Source organism: Prochlorococcus marinus CUG1438, from assembly GCA_017644325.1.
Classification (GTDB): Bacteria; Cyanobacteriota; Cyanobacteriia; order PCC-6307; family Cyanobiaceae; genus Prochlorococcus_A; species Prochlorococcus_A marinus_AA.
On the sequence record JAEPLS010000001.1, the window covers coordinates 952,826 to 970,528 of the forward strand.

30 protein-coding genes are annotated in these 17,703 nt (G+C 29.7%); 17 read left to right on the top strand and 13 right to left on the bottom strand.

From position 1 onward, the window contains the following. Window positions 1-82 precede the first annotated feature (82 nt). From JJ847_05310 to JJ847_05320, 3 genes are all read left to right on the top strand, one after another. The gene (locus JJ847_05310) at window positions 83-265 is read left to right on the top strand and encodes a hypothetical protein (GenBank protein ID MBO6960301.1); all 183 of its coding nucleotides are present in this window, start codon (window positions 83-85) and stop codon (window positions 263-265) included. A gap of 73 nt (window positions 266-338) precedes the next feature. After that, entirely contained in the window at window positions 339-500 is a 162-nt protein-coding gene (locus tag JJ847_05315) for a hypothetical protein (GenBank protein ID MBO6960302.1), read from the top strand. 53 nt (window positions 501-553) lie between these two features. Further along, complete coding sequence (locus JJ847_05320) at window positions 554-976, top strand: cupin domain-containing protein (GenBank protein ID MBO6960303.1); 423 nt, start codon at window positions 554-556, stop codon at window positions 974-976. A gap of 45 nt (window positions 977-1,021) precedes the next feature. On the opposite strand, the gene JJ847_05325 is transcribed toward JJ847_05320, so the two are convergent. Next, window positions 1,022-2,725 (bottom strand): YdiU family protein, encoded by a 1,704-nt coding sequence (locus JJ847_05325; protein MBO6960304.1) that lies wholly within the window; start codon window positions 2,723-2,725, stop codon window positions 1,022-1,024. 398 nt (window positions 2,726-3,123) lie between these two features. Beyond that, window positions 3,124-4,467 carry a sodium-dependent transporter gene (locus JJ847_05330; GenBank protein MBO6960305.1) on the bottom strand — a complete coding sequence of 448 codons (1,344 nt, stop codon included), beginning with the start codon at window positions 4,465-4,467 and terminating at the stop codon, window positions 3,124-3,126. Window positions 4,468-4,599: 132 nt separating this feature from the next. Between JJ847_05330 and JJ847_05335 the strand changes: the two genes are divergently transcribed. From JJ847_05335 to JJ847_05350, 4 genes are all read left to right on the top strand, one after another. After that, window positions 4,600-4,881, top strand: coding sequence for a DUF3764 family protein (locus JJ847_05335; protein ID MBO6960306.1), 282 nt, complete (start codon window positions 4,600-4,602; stop codon window positions 4,879-4,881). Window positions 4,882-4,895: 14 nt separating this feature from the next. Beyond that, a complete protein-coding gene (locus JJ847_05340; protein MBO6960307.1) occupies window positions 4,896-5,195 on the top strand; it encodes a hypothetical protein in 300 nt (99 codons plus the stop codon). A gap of 79 nt (window positions 5,196-5,274) precedes the next feature. Continuing rightward, window positions 5,275-5,631, top strand: a complete 357-nt coding sequence (locus JJ847_05345; protein MBO6960308.1) for a hypothetical protein — start codon at window positions 5,275-5,277, stop codon at window positions 5,629-5,631. 369 nt (window positions 5,632-6,000) lie between these two features. Continuing rightward, on the top strand, window positions 6,001-7,305 hold the full coding sequence (locus JJ847_05350; protein ID MBO6960309.1) for a divalent metal cation transporter: 1,305 nt from the start codon (window positions 6,001-6,003) through the stop codon (window positions 7,303-7,305). 290 nt (window positions 7,306-7,595) lie between these two features. Here JJ847_05350 and JJ847_05355 read toward each other — a convergent pair whose 3' ends face one another. Beyond that, complete coding sequence (locus JJ847_05355) at window positions 7,596-7,793, bottom strand: hypothetical protein (GenBank protein ID MBO6960310.1); 198 nt, start codon at window positions 7,791-7,793, stop codon at window positions 7,596-7,598. An 82-nt stretch (window positions 7,794-7,875) separates the two neighbouring features. On the opposite strand from JJ847_05355, the gene JJ847_05360 reads away from it, so the two are divergent. The 7 genes from JJ847_05360 (at window position 7,876) to JJ847_05390 (ending at window position 10,695) form a co-directional block, all read left to right on the top strand. Continuing rightward, window positions 7,876-8,106 carry a hypothetical protein gene (locus JJ847_05360; GenBank protein MBO6960311.1) on the top strand — a complete coding sequence of 77 codons (231 nt, stop codon included), beginning with the start codon at window positions 7,876-7,878 and terminating at the stop codon, window positions 8,104-8,106. Between the two features lie 2 nt (window positions 8,107-8,108). Continuing rightward, window positions 8,109-8,324: a DUF2839 family protein gene (locus tag JJ847_05365; protein ID MBO6960312.1), complete on the top strand. Its 216-nt coding sequence runs from the start codon at window positions 8,109-8,111 to the stop codon at window positions 8,322-8,324. Window positions 8,325-8,983: 659 nt separating this feature from the next. Beyond that, window positions 8,984-9,259 carry a hypothetical protein gene (locus JJ847_05370; protein ID MBO6960313.1) on the top strand — a complete coding sequence of 92 codons (276 nt, stop codon included), beginning with the start codon at window positions 8,984-8,986 and terminating at the stop codon, window positions 9,257-9,259. A gap of 178 nt (window positions 9,260-9,437) precedes the next feature. Beyond that, complete coding sequence (locus JJ847_05375) at window positions 9,438-9,608, top strand: hypothetical protein (GenBank protein ID MBO6960314.1); 171 nt, start codon at window positions 9,438-9,440, stop codon at window positions 9,606-9,608. A 190-nt stretch (window positions 9,609-9,798) separates the two neighbouring features. After that, window positions 9,799-10,089, top strand: a complete 291-nt coding sequence (locus JJ847_05380; GenBank protein ID MBO6960315.1) for a hypothetical protein — start codon at window positions 9,799-9,801, stop codon at window positions 10,087-10,089. Window positions 10,090-10,243: 154 nt separating this feature from the next. Next, window positions 10,244-10,390 (top strand): hypothetical protein, encoded by a 147-nt coding sequence (locus tag JJ847_05385; protein ID MBO6960316.1) that lies wholly within the window; start codon window positions 10,244-10,246, stop codon window positions 10,388-10,390. 104 nt (window positions 10,391-10,494) lie between these two features. Continuing rightward, window positions 10,495-10,695: a DUF2839 family protein gene (locus JJ847_05390; protein MBO6960317.1), complete on the top strand. Its 201-nt coding sequence runs from the start codon at window positions 10,495-10,497 to the stop codon at window positions 10,693-10,695. 28 nt (window positions 10,696-10,723) lie between these two features. Here JJ847_05390 and JJ847_05395 read toward each other — a convergent pair whose 3' ends face one another. The 7 genes from JJ847_05395 to JJ847_05425 all read right to left on the bottom strand — a co-directional run bounded on the left by JJ847_05395 (window position 10,724) and on the right by JJ847_05425 (window position 13,944). Further along, window positions 10,724-10,984 (bottom strand): hypothetical protein, encoded by a 261-nt coding sequence (locus JJ847_05395; GenBank protein MBO6960318.1) that lies wholly within the window; start codon window positions 10,982-10,984, stop codon window positions 10,724-10,726. Then, entirely contained in the window at window positions 10,985-11,122 is a 138-nt protein-coding gene (locus JJ847_05400; GenBank protein ID MBO6960319.1) for a DUF3721 domain-containing protein, read from the bottom strand. 105 nt (window positions 11,123-11,227) lie between these two features. Beyond that, a complete protein-coding gene (locus JJ847_05405) occupies window positions 11,228-11,746 on the bottom strand; it encodes a metal-binding protein (protein ID MBO6960320.1) in 519 nt (172 codons plus the stop codon). Window positions 11,747-11,807: 61 nt separating this feature from the next. Next, window positions 11,808-12,260: a hypothetical protein gene (locus JJ847_05410; GenBank protein MBO6960321.1), complete on the bottom strand. Its 453-nt coding sequence runs from the start codon at window positions 12,258-12,260 to the stop codon at window positions 11,808-11,810. Between the two features lie 2 nt (window positions 12,261-12,262). Further along, complete coding sequence (locus tag JJ847_05415; GenBank protein MBO6960322.1) at window positions 12,263-12,493, bottom strand: hypothetical protein; 231 nt, start codon at window positions 12,491-12,493, stop codon at window positions 12,263-12,265. Window positions 12,494-12,605: 112 nt separating this feature from the next. Then, window positions 12,606-12,749, bottom strand: coding sequence for a hypothetical protein (locus JJ847_05420; protein ID MBO6960323.1), 144 nt, complete (start codon window positions 12,747-12,749; stop codon window positions 12,606-12,608). A gap of 1,003 nt (window positions 12,750-13,752) precedes the next feature. Continuing rightward, entirely contained in the window at window positions 13,753-13,944 is a 192-nt protein-coding gene (locus tag JJ847_05425; GenBank protein ID MBO6960324.1) for a DUF1651 domain-containing protein, read from the bottom strand. 304 nt (window positions 13,945-14,248) lie between these two features. On the opposite strand from JJ847_05425, the gene JJ847_05430 reads away from it, so the two are divergent. Then, window positions 14,249-14,563: a DUF3303 domain-containing protein gene (locus JJ847_05430; protein ID MBO6960325.1), complete on the top strand. Its 315-nt coding sequence runs from the start codon at window positions 14,249-14,251 to the stop codon at window positions 14,561-14,563. A 290-nt stretch (window positions 14,564-14,853) separates the two neighbouring features. Here JJ847_05430 and JJ847_05435 read toward each other — a convergent pair whose 3' ends face one another. The 3 genes from JJ847_05435 to JJ847_05445 all read right to left on the bottom strand — a co-directional run bounded on the left by JJ847_05435 (window position 14,854) and on the right by JJ847_05445 (window position 15,609). Continuing rightward, window positions 14,854-15,033, bottom strand: coding sequence for a hypothetical protein (locus JJ847_05435; GenBank protein ID MBO6960326.1), 180 nt, complete (start codon window positions 15,031-15,033; stop codon window positions 14,854-14,856). Beyond that, window positions 15,030-15,215 carry a hypothetical protein gene (locus JJ847_05440; protein ID MBO6960327.1) on the bottom strand — a complete coding sequence of 62 codons (186 nt, stop codon included), beginning with the start codon at window positions 15,213-15,215 and terminating at the stop codon, window positions 15,030-15,032. The genes JJ847_05435 and JJ847_05440 overlap by 4 nt, the downstream gene beginning before the upstream one ends. Window positions 15,216-15,462: 247 nt before the next feature. Next, entirely contained in the window at window positions 15,463-15,609 is a 147-nt protein-coding gene (locus tag JJ847_05445) for a hypothetical protein (protein ID MBO6960328.1), read from the bottom strand. Window positions 15,610-15,800: 191 nt separating this feature from the next. Between JJ847_05445 and JJ847_05450 the strand changes: the two genes are divergently transcribed. Beyond that, window positions 15,801-16,439 carry an SOS response-associated peptidase gene (locus JJ847_05450; protein ID MBO6960329.1) on the top strand — a complete coding sequence of 213 codons (639 nt, stop codon included), beginning with the start codon at window positions 15,801-15,803 and terminating at the stop codon, window positions 16,437-16,439. Between the two features lie 331 nt (window positions 16,440-16,770). Next, window positions 16,771-17,388, top strand: a complete 618-nt coding sequence (locus JJ847_05455; GenBank protein ID MBO6960330.1) for a lipid-binding SYLF domain-containing protein — start codon at window positions 16,771-16,773, stop codon at window positions 17,386-17,388. Window positions 17,389-17,703 lie beyond the last annotated feature (315 nt).

A 17,703-nucleotide genomic window follows, 5' to 3' on the forward strand; every position in this document is an offset into this window, starting at 1 on the left:
GCTGTCAATCCTTTTAAGGTTAAGTACTTATTTACTAATAATTATTTTGTTTTTTAATAAAAAAGATAATTTCTTTATGCTTATGAATTACAGGGAAGATCTAGAAATCAAACTACAAAAAGTAACACTTGCAATGCAAGAAGTTGTAGATGATATCCATAAAACTGATCCTGAGAAGCAAAGAATAATTTCTAAACTTATTGAATTTAAAGAAGCAATCATTTCAAAGGGAATTGAACTTAATATTGAACTAGAGGCCGCCTAGAAATATTGAATATCTCACGAATGTTTAACAACTTTTAGAATAGTGTTACTAACAACGAAGGGTTATTTATCAAATGCAACCTGGTACTTTTGAATTATTGATTCTCGTATTTATCTTTTTAGGTATTCAAGCTTGGTGGATTATTCCAATAGTTATCAAGAATAATAAATTAAATAAGAGAGGTAAAGATTTAAGAAAGGAAATAAAGCAATTAGAAAAGTTATATAAAAAATAAATTAGTTTATTATTTTTGCAAACTACCTATTATTAGTGAAACTTAAATATCTAATGAAATTAAAAAAATTTATTCCATTATGTTTCCTTTTTATTGGGACTTTAGCTTTACAATACCCATCTCTTGCTGAAGAAAAGATTGAAGTTATACCTATTATTCAAAGTTCAAAAGGACTTAGTGGTAAAAATTTTAATTATCTCGAGGGTAAGCCTGAATTAAGACTCTTAAAAGTAAAGATTCCAGTTGGCTTGAAAACTCCAATTCATACTCATCCTTCCCCAATGTTGATTCATGTCACCAGAGGAAGATTAAAACATGTGAGGGGTGAAGAAATTAATTTCTTTAAAGCGGGTGATGCATTTATAGAGAGTAATAATGGGGCCCCCCACTATGTGAAAAATGTTGGAAAGAAGCCGGCCATACTTCATGTGGGAGTTGTATCAGTAGTTGGAATGCCTACGACCATAAATAAATAATATTTTTCTGTAATTTGTTCAATCTGCATTTTTAGGATTCACCTTTTACGAAGAACAACTGTAATGAGATACTCCTCCATAGTTAAAATACTGGCTTGGCTTTAGTCGATTATATTTTTGATCTATTTCTGAGGGTTGTTCTAAATATGGATTGCTAAAGACATCCTGTAACTCTTTTATTTTTTTGTAATTTCCCTTTTCAGCTTCTTCATATGCGGGAACTACCATCCATTCGCGCCAAGTATAGACTGGATTATGGGATTTCATTGATGCCGATTTTGCTTTAATATTGCCCTCTTTTTTTAAGACTGATTGCCAGTTTTCAAGCCAAATTTCCCACCTACTATTGAGCTCGTCATTAATTGGTAAATAGAAACAGTCTTTTAAAGAATCTAAGTTGTAAGGGATTTCAGAGAGTTTACGGAACAAAATTGTATAGTCTGCTTTTGAAATGACCATGAGATTAAAAAATTCATTTATTAGAGTTTCGTTGTAATGTTCTAAACCAAGCTTGTTTGCCCACATTTTTATCAATCCCTTATTCATTAATTCAGAAAAGTCTTTTTCGATTTGATCTAACTTTTCTTGATCTTGTTTGCTTTGTGAAAGTAACGGACTAAGGGATGAACAGAATGTTTTAAAGTTGATTGCAGCTGCAGAAGGTTGGTTAAAAAATGAGAAATGCTCACCTCCACCTGTCCATGGTTGAAATCTTGGATCAAATAATTCACAGAATCCAAAGGGGCCATAATCCAAGGTATAACCTCCAGCAGCACAATTATCACTATTGAAATTACCCTGGCAATAACCAACTCTCATCCAGTTGGCTATAAGTGTTATGAGTCTTGATCTGTATAAAGAAGCCAGTTTTATTACTTTACTTTCAATTGAAATCTCATATTCAATTTCGTCTTTATAATTTCTATCAATTAGATGTTGAACTATCATCTTTAGTTCATTTAGGGCCTCATCATGCGCATTATTGCGAACTCGTCTTGCAAAAAGTTCAATCTGGCCTACACGTAAAAAAGATGGAGCGACTCTTGTAGTAATTGCCACTTGATTATCAATCATGATATCAGGTTCAAAATATCTGGACCCTTTGGAATACCACGGTCTTCTAACTATTTCTGAACGTGAGACATAAAGTGTTAAAGATCTTGAAGTGGGGATTCCTAAGGCATCCATTAATTCTTGTGCAAGAAATTCTCGTACGCTAGACCTTAAGACAGCTCTACCATCTGCTCCACGACAGTATGGAGTTGGACCTCCTCCTTTAAGTTGCATTTCCATTCTTTTCCCATTGAATAAACCTTCAAAAACAGAAATTGCTCTGCCATCGCCATAACCATTACCAGTGCCAAAGGGACATTGTTGGGTATATTCATTCCCGTAAATTGATAATGCATAACCTGTTGCCCAACCAACAGGACTCATTGGATAATTAGCAACAGAAATATCACCTGAGAAAAAACGACAAAAATTCTGGTCTTTAGTAAGATCTGAGCTTAGCCTTAGTTCTTTAAAAAGTTTGTTGCTATGGGAAATATATTCTGGTTCTGGAATAGCAGTTGGTACAACTGGTACGTAATGACCTGAATATACTGAACGCGGCTTATGATCATTTCCATCTTTTGTTGATTGAGGATCTGCTTTAAGAGAATTCATAAAAGAATAGTCAGATAGTTGAGAAAATTCAGAAAAATTTTCTGTAAGCTTTTCTTTTAATGAATCAGATTTGGTTGACATCAAATTTGTTATCTATTCTTTTAGGCGCTCTAATTGCTTTAAATTAAACACCTAAATGTATCTTATATAGATTCTATTAGGTATGGTTTTTGGCGATACGTTTGAGATTAAATATAAGTTAAAAGTTAATACTTAATGCTTAATACTCAATACTCAATACTTAATTAAAAAAGGATCCGCGGTAAGAAATTTTTTTGGAAAAAATTTTTTGGCTTTTAAAAAATAAAAAAAGAACTTATCAAATATATTAATTTTTAAGCAAGAACCAGTGCAAATACTTATACATTGAGGTTTTTTTAGATTGTTTAAAAATGCTTTGAAAAAGTTCCACAATTTAATTTGTTGATCGACTTATATGACCCCCCTTATTTCCTCACTATATTACTTGTAAAAATTTTCTAACTTACCCAGCCTTTGAGTAAATCAAACACACTAATGAATAGTCCAAAGCCAATAATTGGAGGAGCAACCCATCTAGTCATGAATTTCAAATAACGGGTCGTTTTGACTCCTACTTTTGAATCACTAAGCTCTTCATTGAACTTTCCAGGAACTACCCATCCCATAAAGAAAGTTACCAAGAATCCACCAAAAATAAGTAATACTCCTCCAAAAATTGAATCAACAGTTCCAAGAATGTTTAAATTCAATGCAGAAGGAATTCCAGCCAAGAATAAGAATAGAGTTATCAGCCAAACAGATTTTTCTCTTTTAAAACCAAATTTATCCATTAAAGATGAAACTGGAACTTCCAATAATGAAACAGAAGAAGTTATAGCTGCAATATAAGCTAATGCAAAAAATGCAACTGCTACAATCCTACCTGCTGCGCCATATGAACCTAGACCTGTTGGAATTGATATGAATAAAGCCCCAACTGTGGATTCAGAAATTGCGTCACTTAAACCGAATGTTAGTACTATTGGGAAAGTTATTAAGCCAGCCATAAGTCCAACTAAGGTATCTAAAGATGCAACACTAATACTTAGTTTTGGTAGATTACTTTTTTTATTTAAATAAGAGGCATATGTCACCATAATTCCAATCCCTAAACTTAATGAAAAGAACGCTTGTGTAAAGGCATTTCTTATTGTTTGAGGATTTCTTAATTCATTAAAATCAAACTTAAGTAAAAATGTTTTATAACCTTCCCAGGCCCCCGAAAGTGAAGTGGCCCAAATAGCAAGTATTAGAATAATTAAGAAAAGGATTGGCATGAAATATCTAGTAACCTTTTCTATACCTTTTTTAATTCCTGAGGAAACAATTATGGCTGTAAGTAGAAGACTCAATAGATGTCCCAATAAAACACTGCTTCCGGTACTAATTGAGCCAAAGAATGTTTCTGCTTCACTTAAATTTTTTGGTAATCCAAAAAACAAAGAATGGAATAAGGTATCTGCAGTCCAACCCATTATCACTGAATAATATGATGCTATACCCAAAGGAGCTATAAAGAATAAAATTCCTAATGGATACCAATTCTTCCCAGCTAGCTTTATAGGTGCAAGTAATGTACTTGCCATAGCATTTCTACCTAAAGCCATCTCAGCAACAAATACTGGAATACATACAATCAAAACGATCAATATATACAAAAGTACGAAAGCAGCTCCGCCACCTTGAGAGGCTCTGTAAGCGAAACCCCAAAGGTTGCCTAGACCTACTGCACTTCCTGCCGCTGCAAGAATAAATCCCAGCTTGCTAGTCCATTGTTCTCTTTTAGAAATTTTTGAGTTCAAAATTAAAATCGATTTTTATAGTTGATTTATAACTCATAAATAAAAAATAGTTAATACCTTGCTTAATAAAAACTAATTTTTTTGATTAATTTTTTCAGAGAGATTTAGAATTAAATAACTTTTATTTTGCGCATGACTATTGAAACGACTATTTTAGATTTTCAACTAAGTAATACTTTTGAACAATATGAATCTTATATGAATGCTGAGGAACAGCAGTCGATGTTTAAAGAAATGGGAGTTAAAACATTTTATATTGGTAAATCATTAGATGATCCTCAAAGGGCAACTGTAATTTTTCAAGGACCAGAAAATGTTTTATACGATATTTTCATGAATCCCGAAACAAAGGCTATAGTTGAAGCTTCAGGACATATTTACGAGGGGACAAAAATTACTCGCTGGATTTCTTAAAAAATAATTTTTTTATGAATTACCAACTTTTAATTGAATCATATTGTTTTGGGTCTTCCCTTTCTGAGCAAGAAATAGAACTTTTAAGTCTGGAACTTGAAACTCAAATCATGAACATTAATATTTCAACAGAGTTTGTTTTTTTTAAATCGGCGCCATACCATATTTGTGAAAAGCTTAATTTAAAAAAAGATACTTCTTGGATTATGTGTCTCGCAGAAATGGTAGATTTACATAAGCGACCTAAATTAGGGAAAACAAAAAAAGTGGAGGTATTCGATTTACTTCTTGAGAAAGGTCTTGTTATTGGTTGATTATTTAGTTATTTGAGTATTAAAAAATGAATTTTTTTTACTTATTCTGATAAAATTAGTCCTAGGTTAGGCAAGAAAAATGGAAGATTCATGTGTATTGATATTGGAAAATCTTATAAAACTAACTAGATCAAGTGAAAATCAATTTAAGAGAGGAAATTTCAAGGTAGCTTTAGACGAAAAAATGAAGGCTAATGCAATATTGAAATCTAAATCTTTTAGTAAAAAAATGATTCAAAACTATAGAAAGGAATTATCTAGTTTGTATTCTTCAAAATTTGATCTTATATTCGACCATAAGCTGAAAATTGATGAAATAAAAATAAATAAAATAGTGAAAATGTTGGAACTTAAAAGTGAGGAAAAATTAAAAAATCTTGACTATAAAGGAGCAATAAAAGCCTTAAGAAGGGCAGAAAAATACATGTCAAATTAAAAATAATTTAGACTAAAGTTAGTTTTAAGAAGTTTTGCTTATTGTGTTTTTCTTAACTCAGTTTAGATTTGAAATACTTAAGTAATAATTTATGCAAAAGCAAATTAATAATAAACTCAAAAAGTTTAATAAAAAGAAGTTAGATGCTTTAGATAGGTTTTTGACGATTTTATGGAGAAAAGAGGTTGAATACAAAATAAATATCTGATAAAAGCAGATTTGAATAAGATATCTTATGAAAGTTCGAATAGGATTCCTAATTATACTTTTTATTTTTCACTCATTATCTGATTTTGCGTTTAAAAAAAGAGTATTAAAAAATAAATTTAGAAGGGCTCAAAAAGTAAATTAAATCATCTGATTATTAACATGAAATTATCAAAAGAAATACAAAAAAGTTTAGGCCCAGGAATTTTGCTAGCTGGAGCAGCTATTGGTGGGTCTCATTTATTATCTTCAACTACTGCTGGCGCGAAGTTTGGATTTTCATTGGTTGGTCTAATTCTTCTTACTAATCTTTTAAAATATCCATTCTTGTTGGTAGGGACTAGATTTACAGCATCTACTGGTAAATCATTATTAGAAGGTTTCAAAGAGCAGAATTCTTATTATCTTCCTTTATTCCTTATAGTTAGTCTAATTACAGGTACTTTCACAATAGCAGCTGTAAGTTTTGTTTCTGGTGTTCTATTAACTAATATTCCCTTTTTCTCAGCTTTCCCGGCTATGGATTTATCTATAGGAATTCTCATTGCTTCTGGAATGACATTAATTCTTGGTAAATATAGAGCCCTTGATCGTATTTCAAAAATTTTAGTATCTCTTCTGACTTTTTTAACATTATTTGCAGTTTTATCGCTCTTATTCAAAGGTTCAATAAATGAGTCTTTGAAAATGAGTTTTTTTGAACCAGAAATCAGCCCATGGAAGGTAACAAATTTATCTTTTTTGATACCTTTAATGGGATGGATGCCTTGTCCAGTGGAGTTATGTGTTTGGCCTTCTTTATGGATGTTTTCAAGAGTAAAAGATACAGAGTATAAGCCAAATATCAATGAAGCAGAATTTGATTTTAATCTAGGTTATGTAATAACTGTTGTTACAGCTATTTTCTTCCTTACGCTTGGAGCAATAACAATGTATGGTAGTGGCGATGGAATGCTTTCAGGAAGTGGAGTCTCCTTCGCTCAAAAATTAATACTGCTTTACACCAAATCTATTGGTGATTGGGCCAAATGGATCATTATACCTGCAGCCTTTGCCGCAATGTTTAGTACTACTATTACTTGTCTAGATGCATATCCAAGAAGTATTTCTGCTATTCAAGGTTTATTGAGAGGTACTGATTTTGGACACATGGATTCCAAGGCAGAGCGAAATAGATTTCAACTTTGGATGACTTTACATATCTTTGCCTCGTTAATAGCTTTGCTGATTGCAAGGGCTGGAGGTATTGGAGTAAAAGATTTTGTATTTGCTGCAATGACTGGAAGTTTTCTAACCGCACCTTTATTTGCATGGATGGCAATGGATACTATTAATAGCAAATTGGTCCCAATTAAAAATAGATATGGATTATTCTTGAAAACAATAAGTTGGATAGGATTAATTTTCTTAATATTATTTAGTTTATTGTTTATTGCAAATTCATTTTTAGGTATCGGGATTGGTTAGTTTTTAATTATAAAAGAAATATTTTTATCTAGGCGATTTTTAATGCTCTTAAATTTATTAATTTGAAAATAGAAAATAGTTAAAGGGTTGATTTTTCTTTAAAATTCGGTTCTCTAAAAATGTATATTTATGGTGCTAATTATGGTTATGCCTCAATCTACTTTGGAGAGCTTATTATTTTTTTTTATACTATCTCTTATTGCAACTTACCTTGTGAATTTAAAGTATTCTTCAAAGTTAAAAATACAAAAGTAGAGTAAATATATATTAATCTTTTTTCTTAATAGCTTTTATTTATTTGGATCACTCCAAGTTTCTTGGTATAACCAACTCAAAAAAGTAAGAGTAAGTATATTCCCAAATGCATAGGTTATTCCTAATAATGGGTCATAAATATTTGCAATAATCGTCGACATTATAATGATAATTAACCCTGAAACAACCAAATCCTGGATAGGTAATTGTTTAAAATTTACAGAATTTATCATTTGAAAAATTGTTTATAATAGATTAAATAAATTATAAAACTAAAAAGTAACTTATTTAGCCATATGGAAATATCATCTAAATATGAATAATTTTAGGATTGCTAAAGTAATTTTATTTATTTCATTATTATCTTATTTGAGTGTTATTTTTTTAAGAAATTATAATTCCCCAGAAAATATAGAAAAAAGATGTATGCTTAAATTTGAAAAAGATTTTGAAAATCCTATGCAAACAACTCATGAAGAATGGGATCAAATTTTAGATTTAGCTGATAAGAATTATTTTAAATGTATGGGAATGCCTCAGTATTAATTATGGGAGAAGCAAAGAGAAGAAAAAGTTTAGGTATTCCTCCTAGAGAAAAAACTGAAGATATAAAGTTGCCACAACTTGATAAAAAAGCCATACAACAAAAAGTAAGGACTACATTGTATAAATATCCAATTATACCTTTTCTTTTTTATGGAGCTGCAATATTGATCCTAATCGGAGGTTTGATTTATGTTTTCAAAACCTTCAATATAGCTTAATTAAAAGGATTGTTAATTTTGATATTTAGGATTTTTAGGTATCATCAATTAAAAAAAAATTGAATGATAATAAATGAGCAATTTTTATTCCGCAAAAATAATCAAAGAAATAATATATGAGATTTTTTTACGATTGACAACATCATATGGTGTTGTAATTTTAGAATGAATTTAAACTATTTATGAAAAAAATAAATAAAAAATATGCTGAAATAATGCGTCAAGCTGATAGTGCAGTTGGAAGAAAAGAAGTAGTTAGCTTATTAAAAAAAGCGGCAATTATTATGTCTAAATCAGAGGAGAACTTAGTAGCTTAAATTAAAAGCTATTTTATTAAGATAAATAAAACACAATAAAGAATGATAGATGAGGATGTAGCCATAAAGATAAATGGTAATATCATTCCAGAGTTTAACCATCTTAAAAATCTAATTTTTTTGTTAACTACTCTTGGCATTTCCCCTGAATCTCTTAATTGCAACTTAACAAGTAAATGAATTGTGTAAATGATTAATTAATCTTTTTAAATTAAATTTTCTAAAGAAAAATATTTTAATTTTATACGAATTATTTATTTTGAAAGAAATTTTTTAGGTAATTAATACCTTGTATTCTGCAAATTTTTCAAGCAAAATTTAGAAACTATTGATTTCTCAATAATGATTGAAGATTTAAAAGGGAGCCCTGAAGAATTTAAAGATTATGATTCAGATCTTTTACTTCAGATTCTAAATAAGACATCACTCGAGAATAAAAAAGGTGATGATAAAGAACTATTTGTTGATGAAAATTGGAAAATTAATTCAAAAAATATTGAAAATGAAATTTCCTCAGATAATTCAAATTTGAAAAGAATATTATCAGATATTTTCCCAAATAAAAAAATAGTGATTCAGGATAATAATGATGGGTCGCAAACAATTTTCTTATCCTAATTTAAGTATTATTAAAAGCTTATTTATACAATTTATTCAATATTTATTTTTTTGAGAAAAATTAGTAAAAATTACTCTCGCGGAATTTTTTTAAAGATGTTACCGTTCATCCAAGTTTATATCTCTGGACGCATGAAATGAGGGTAAGGAACGGGATTCTCATTAACTGCAAATAATCATGAATAACCTCTTACAAATAAGAGAAAAAATCAAAAGAGCCAATAGGCTACATGAAGCCCAACTTTTGGCAACTAAAAGCGGAGAAGTTACTCCATATAGAAGATCCGTCTTTGAAGAAAGAATCAGGACAACACAAAAAGAAATGAAATTGAAAGACTCAAAAAATTAAATTCTTTTTTGAAACTGATTAATTAAGAGGGGGTTTAATCCCTCTCTTTTTTATTTTTATAAAAACAACGTAATTATTAATTTGTTTTTCGATTATCGATTATTAAAAAGATCATAATTTTGATGCTTTTACTATTGATTTAAATTATATAAATGGCAAATTTAATTCAGTAATTAAGAGTTAAATAAGTATGTTTAAAAAGAAATATAAACAAATTAAAACCTCACCCAATAAATCAAATTTGGATCAAGTTTTATGGTTTATAGAAAACTTTTTACCACAGAAGAAAAATCGAGATTTAAAAAAAAATTTGTATTTGGATAATCTAGAAGCAGAGAGTATTAAAAAATTTTCTAAATTAGCCTCTATACGCTCTAAAACATTATTGCCAACTACAAAAAATACGACAATCTCTTTTACCTTTGGTAATTGGGCTTTGCCTTACCTGAAATTGCTTAAGAAAATAGGAATAGCTAAGTAAGAAAATTGTGATCGGCCAGAACTAGGTTTATCTTACAAATAAGAATAAATAAATATTATAAAGTCTCAGAAAGTTCTTTTCGAAATTTAATGAGAAATACTTACTTTACATAAAAAATACAATTGCTAAATTTAAAATAAAAGATCTATTGATTATGTTTCTTAATTATTTGCCTAGTGAAATGGTTGAAGTTGTTGGTTTGACAATGATTTTTTCATTTCTAGTTGGAACTATATTAATTTTGTTATTTACATCAGATCAGGCAAATACAAAGAATCTATATTTAAAGAAGGCTAAATAAATTTTAAAAAATTTTTATCTTTAAAGGACCTCTATTTTTAATAAAGTTAACTCGCGGGTGTAGAACATAATTTTTAATATAAAAACATAAAGAAATTTAAGATTATGGGCGAGGCTAAAAGAAGAGAAGAATTAGGATTACCACCTAGACAAAAAAAAATTGAATTAAATAAATCTGATAGATACGTTTCATGGCTTCCTATAACTAAATCAAGAATTAAGAAATACCCTTATATCGGTGTAGCAACAATGGCACTAGGAGCGATAATTTTCTTAGTAAGTGGGGGCGCAAATAGTATTAATTAGTTAGATTCTGGCTTGGCTTAGATTATATCTAAGATTTTTTTTGTAACAGTTTAACGCCAGATATTATTGAGATTATTGAAGCTATACCTAGAAATATCGAGTAAAAAGGTTGCAAATTAATAATGCCAAAATTACCTGTATGCCATTTTATTAACCAAAAAGCATCTATTCCTAGTGGCAGAAGAATACTATAAATAGTCCCAGATACAATAGTAATTAGTAAAGGGATTGCTGAAATTGAGGTTATTTTTCTGTGAATTTTTCTTTGACTTGTTTTTAATTTTTCCATCTATTTCCTCAAATAGATATGTAATTCTTTTTCATTTTTACATGGCATCCATTTATCTTGATTCTTATGTATCCCTTCGCAACCAAGTTCTAAAGATCTATTTTCGGCCTCCGCTTCAGAAAGAAATGTACCTCTCATATGTGCATGCGAATAACTATTGAAATTTAGAGATAAGGAAAATAAAAAAATAAAAAATTTAAAATTTCTAAGAAAAATATGCATTATTTCAAATAAGTATTTGTATTAAGGAGAGATTTTATCAAATATTTTTGTTTTGCCAGTTTTGCTAAATGAAACTACTTTATAGTTCTTATAATCATGAGAGTGTGAGTCGTGAGAATGCATTTCCATCCCTGGAGAACCAAGTGGCATGCCAGGTACTGCTATCCCATAGACATTTGGTTTTTCTCTGAAAAGTTTGTTGATTGATTCAATCGGGACATGCCCTTCAATAGTATAGTTAGCTATCTGAGCAGAGTGACATGATCTCAGATTATTGGGAATCTGATATTGGTTTTTAATTACTGAAACATCATCAACTATATTATCAACAACTTCTAATCCATTATCTCTTAAATGATTGATCCATTTTTTGCAACAATCACATGATGCTGATCTGTAAGAAACAACTTTTGGTATATCTATATTTTCTTGAGTTAAAGCAATACTCTTATTTGGATTAATTAAATTTGTAAAAAGAATTCCAGGAAAAATTAGATAATTTAAAAATCCTCTTTTCATAAATATTTTATTAAGTGCCATACTAATTATGACGATTAAATTTAATATTTAAATTAACCTTAAATGAAAATTTATTAAATCGCTATTTAATCAAAATAAACACACTCATAATTGCCATTAAAAGATTTTCGATAAAACTAATAATTCCCAAAGGAGTTTTTGCATATCCTCCAATACATGCGCAATTTAATTTTAATTTATCCAAATAAACAGCCTTAAATACTGAAATCATTCCAGAAATTCCTAAAACTAGGGCAATAAAAATAATTAAAGAGGGTGGAGAAGAATTAAGAAAACTTATACCAATTAATAATTCGCAAAAAGGATAAATAAATATCCAGCTATCAAATTTATAGGATATTAAATCATATTTCTTATAACTTGTTCCAAAAGCTTCAATATCCATAAGCTTGAGCATCGCTAAAAGACAAATTGATATCCCCATAAAAATTTGAAAACTTTTAAGCAATGAAATGGTTATCAGAAATGAAGTACCAAAGACTGCAATTAAGGGGATAAATGACTTGATCTTCATTTTTAACTTTTGAGGATAGAATCACAAATACTAGATGGATTTGCTTGTTTAACTATTTTTAGTCTTTTGATAAGTTTGTCTCGATCTATTTGATGTTTTAAATATTTAATACATAAGTTTTTTTCCTGATATACCTCTGCTATTGGAGTAATCTTTAGAGCAATAGCAAAAGTACCAATAACTAAAATAATATTTGTAGCTAGTCGAATGTTTGGTCGAAAATTTGATCTCATTCGTATTCTTTATTTCTGTCAATAACTTCTCTTAAATATATATCTTTTAGCTCGTCGTTGTATCCATTTTCTTTAGCAAATTTCTCTATTTCCTTCAACTCTTTTTCTGTCATTAGGAAGATTTGGATATATTTTTTTTCATATCTTCAATTTGGTTGATTAATGCATCTAACCACTCTGTATTATTTTCGGATCTTTTTTGAAAATATGTAATTTTAGGTTGATTGATTTCTAGCGTCTCATAATCTCCACTCATAAATTCGCCCTAAATATATACTCTGCATAATTTATCTAGAGAAATTATGCCCATCAATAGGCTCTAATACTTATTTGGTATTTGCAATGGGTAACAAGTCACTTTTTTAATAGTACAAATATCAAGGAATTTATCTCCCAAAAACATGGCAACTAATGAAGAACTAGAAAAAAGAATTGAGACTTTAGAAAAAGAAGTACAACACCTAAAAGCTGTTATGCAATATCAAATGAGAAATAAGAAAAAGTGATTTTTTCTTATTGCATAGAAATTAATTTTGGTCAGATAAGCATTATCTCTTGGTTTTTTTGGGTACCTAATGTCAAACTAAATATTAAAAATTAGACCATTATTTAGTCACTTTTTGAAAAAAATATTTTTAATCATTGATATTTAGAACATATTTGTTTTTATATATATAAAACCACTTGATATGATTAACTCAATAGCTATTACATTGTTATTATTAGGCTCTTTAGTCGTTTACAGAATACTTAAAAGAAAGAAACGGCGATTTCACGCACCACCCACAAATCAGCTTCCTAGTTGAAGATTAAATACCGTCTTCATCTTCTCCAAAAGGATTGTATCTAATATCCCAGATGAGAACTACTGCTATAGATAAGAGCAATAGACCAAAAATAACTTGAGGAGGAGGAAATAACATTTATGAAATATAACAATTATCAATAAACTTTGCTTATGAAAATCTTAAAGGGTAATCGATATTGTTAGGTTCTAAATGTTTTATATAACATGCTGTTGTGCAATCTACCCTCTCAGTATTGAGGTTACAAGAAGTTATGCATTCAAAAAAACTTTCCAGAGCATATGAATCTTTAATCTTTGAATAAATGTCTTTATTAATGGTCAATCTTCCATTCAAAAGCTAACTAGCAATTAATTTTTAATAATGTCAAATTTTAGGTAAAGTCCCTTTCACCATTTAAAAAAAACTATTGAATCTATAAGTTTTTACCCACCCTTCCTCTAATAGTTTTTTTTATTCGTTTCTGGCTTCTTTAATAGTTTCAACCCTAGAGCTTTTCATGACTGGCTTACTTGATCGTTCGAAAACACAACCATAAGAAATTAAAATCGCATTAATCATAGAAGCGTTCTTAGAACTATCTTCAAACGGTTCAAATACTTTAACCCTCGATCTGGCTTTATTGATTAAAGTAAATTTTTCCATAAAAAAAGGGCGTTAGCCTCGCCCCAATAAAAAGCAGGATAATCCCCATCACCCAGCCTTTTTAAGATCTTAGCACTATATATGGTGTTTGTAAGTATTTAAAATTACCTATTGATGGGGTTGTTTCTTTCTATTTAATTTGTCATTATAAGAGTCCCCATCACCTAGGCTCGTAAGAGTCTTTTTTTTCGTTTTTTTTCTTTCTACTTTTTCCTTCTAGGCTTAATCCCTTTTTAATTAGTATTTAAAGACTTTTTATTTAATTTTTGAATTTGAAGATTAATAATTAAGAAAAATTTTATTCATGCAAACTTACATCATACACTGGCAATTTCCAGATCAAGAAAGTCATATGCAAGGGGCCGAAGCTTTTGCGGATTTTGTTGAGGGAGGATGCGTAGGTGATGAATTTGATGGGTTTAAAGTTCTTAATCGAGTAGTAAATCCTGAAGGAGCTAATGGTTGGGCAATAGTGGAATCTTCAAACCATCAGAACATTTGGAAATGGAGTAGTATCTGGGTCGATAATTTTGGGGTAGAAATTGAAGTTACACCAGTATTAACGGATAAAGAATTTCTTTCTGTACACAAAGAAATTGCGGCGGCCTCTAACCAATAGTTAATCTTTTTTGTGTTTTACTGTTGATCTAAAATAAAAAGGGTGGTAATAAATTTTAATGGAAAAATTTTCTTCTGAAGAAATAGAAAGTCAATACAATTTAATAAAAATGCTTTAGCTGAAAGGGAGAAGTATAGAGGTGCCATTAATGCAATCAAGAAGGATATTGAATAACTGCCTGTAGAGCTTAAAAAAAACTTGTGTAAGAAAATATAATCTTTTGAATGAGACTTAAATGGCATTCATCATGAACTTTAATTTTAAAGATTAGTAATAGCCACTCTAGTAAACTATCCGAGAGAGTCTAAATCTCTACGATAGTGAACTGTATTTACCTCATCTTGTGGGGCTTTCTGTTCTCTCATTAAATCTGCAATTGTTGGATAATCTTTTGTATTATCGAGATCTCTTGCATTTTTATCTTGAATTGAGAATGGTGATCTTTTTAAATTCATAATTAATTTCCTCAAAATTTTTGTTGGATTCTGATTACAGATCCTGGATTGTCATGTACGTAAGAGTTGAATTCTTTCGCAAGCATTAGGCAATCGTATGCATCGCGTGCGTAGAAGCCAACTTCATGTGTCTTATTTGATGAATCTTTGTAACTCAACACATATTTATTACAAGATTTGATCGGAGTCGAAGGCATTTAATTTATTTCTGATACTACTAATTTCTAACTATTCATGGTCATCAACCGACTAATAAAAATGTACGGTTTAAGGCACAAACATATACGGATAGAGGACCAACAACTAAATTTAAAAATTAATATAATGATTTAGTGTTTTGCTAATAGAGAGATAATCTTTCCTTTACTTCTAATATTATTTTAATTTTAGCTTGTTTTTGTAGGCAACTTCCTCTTAGAGACTATTGCTTTGTAAACATTTCAGTTATCTAGCAAAATTAGAGTGTTCGAAATTATAAATATATTTTTCTCCATCATCATCACCATCGTCATCATCATGGAAAGAAGAGATTAATACATAAACTCCTCCAAGCCCGAGTAACATAGATAAATAGAGAATTGGATCTGTCATAAACCAATTTTGAAACATTCAAATCTAATTTGAGGAAGCTTTTCAATATCTATATTTTCTTTTAATTATTAAGATGAAAAACTTTCTATGATCAAGAAAATGTTTTTTTATTTGAGAAAACTCAAAGTAGATCTAAAATATGGAAAATTCGCAGTTTATTTTAACTTAGTTTCTAAAAGATTTTTAAATCAATGTGCGGAAGATTTGAGCTGAATACAAAATTTGAGAAGTTGCCAAAGGTTTTGAAACAAGAATATCCAAGTGGACTGGATTCTAAATACGAGACTCAAAATCTAATAAGACCTAATGATCCTGTGCTTGTAATTAAAAACGAAGGAAGAATTAAAACTACTTTTATGATATGGGGCTTTGTTTCCCCTTGGGCTAAAACCCCATTTGATAAAGAGAGGCCAAGACCATTTAATGCAAGATCAGAATCTGTAGAAGAAAAAAAATTATTTAGTGGAAGTTGGAAACATAAAAGGTGCCTAATACCTGCGAGTGGTTTTTTTGAAAAAAAATATCGTATCCGAAAAGCGAACTATGAGACTTTTTGGTTGGGAGGAATTTGGAGTAAATGGACCTCACTAGATGGAGCAGAACTTGAGAGTTGCTGTATTTTAACAACTGAACCGAATGAATTAGTTAAACCTTTACATCACCGCATGCCTGTAATTATTCCTAATGGATACGAGGAGCAATGGACAGAGCAAGTTAAAGATTCTAGGAAATTAAAAGGATTACTTCCAATAATGATGGGTTGGCCTTCTGATGGTTGGATAGTAGAAGATATTGGGAGGGGGGGAACTGATCAAATGAGTTTGTTTTAAATGTTTAGCATGTTCATAAATTAAGTTCTTCAGGGGTTTTTCATGACTGTTCATTCACTAATCATCTAGAGTTTTCTCCTTTTAACGAGGACTTTAAGCTAAGACCATTTTGAAATCTTTATGATTTTGAGGCCACTTGAAAATTCCCTTTCACAGAAGGAAATGTTATCCCATAAAAACAATCTGGAAACTCTTTTGAAAATTTTTTGTAAAGTTTGTGAAATCAGGATTCCAAGCTGCAACCTTGTGATCTGTAAGAAATAGTAACTGTAGAATAAATTATTAATTCAATTATTAATAGGTTATATTAAAAATCAATTTGGGAATAATTATGAATTTAAAAATAATTAGGGAATCAATTTTGATTGCAGTTTTAATTTTTCCACAATATTTAGTTTCAGTTAAATCATCTCATCTTAATAAATTTGAATTTAATGATATTTCAGATCAATTATTAATTTCTGGTTGGAATCCATCATCAGATAAAAATAGAAAAGATAAAAAAGCTAGTGATAAGACTTTAAGGGCATTAAATAAGTTCAAAAAAATATCCTCTTTGAAACCTTACTTTAAAAAAGCAAGAGGGTTTGCGGTTTTCCCAAATGTAGGGAAAGGGGGTATTGGTATAGGAGGGGCTAGAGGGAAAGGTGAGGTCTTTGAAAAAGGCGATGTTATTGGTTCAACTACCCTAACGCAGGTATCTATTGGTTTTCAACTAGGTGGACAAGCATTTAGTCAGATTATCTTTTTCAAAGATAAGAAATCCCTTGAAAGGTTTACAGAAGGTAATTTTGAATTTGGAGCTTCTGCAAGCGCAGCTTTAATTTCAGAGGGAGCTATTGCATCCGCTGATTATAGTGACGGAGTTGCAGTTCTTACATTTTCAAAAGGTGGACTTATGTATGAAGCAAGCATTGGAGGACAAAAGTTTAGCTTTGAAGAATACTAATAATAAATACATCCTATTTTTATTTAAAAAAACTATCGAAAAATTATTTTTTTCTCTTTTTTTTTAGAGTTAAATACAAATTTGTATAAGCTGCAATTACAAGCAAAATTAAAAGAAAGGTATTTATATTCATTGATTATTTGTATCCAAGATTAATCTTACTCTTTAGAAAAACATTTAAAAATAAATTTTCATCTTCTTTTTGGTTTGGAATATTATTAGGATCTTTGGTTTACGAAAGAATCATTGCATCTCTAAATTTTTTAAGAATTAGTATTAAAAATTTATATCAAACAAATTTGTTTTTTATACTTG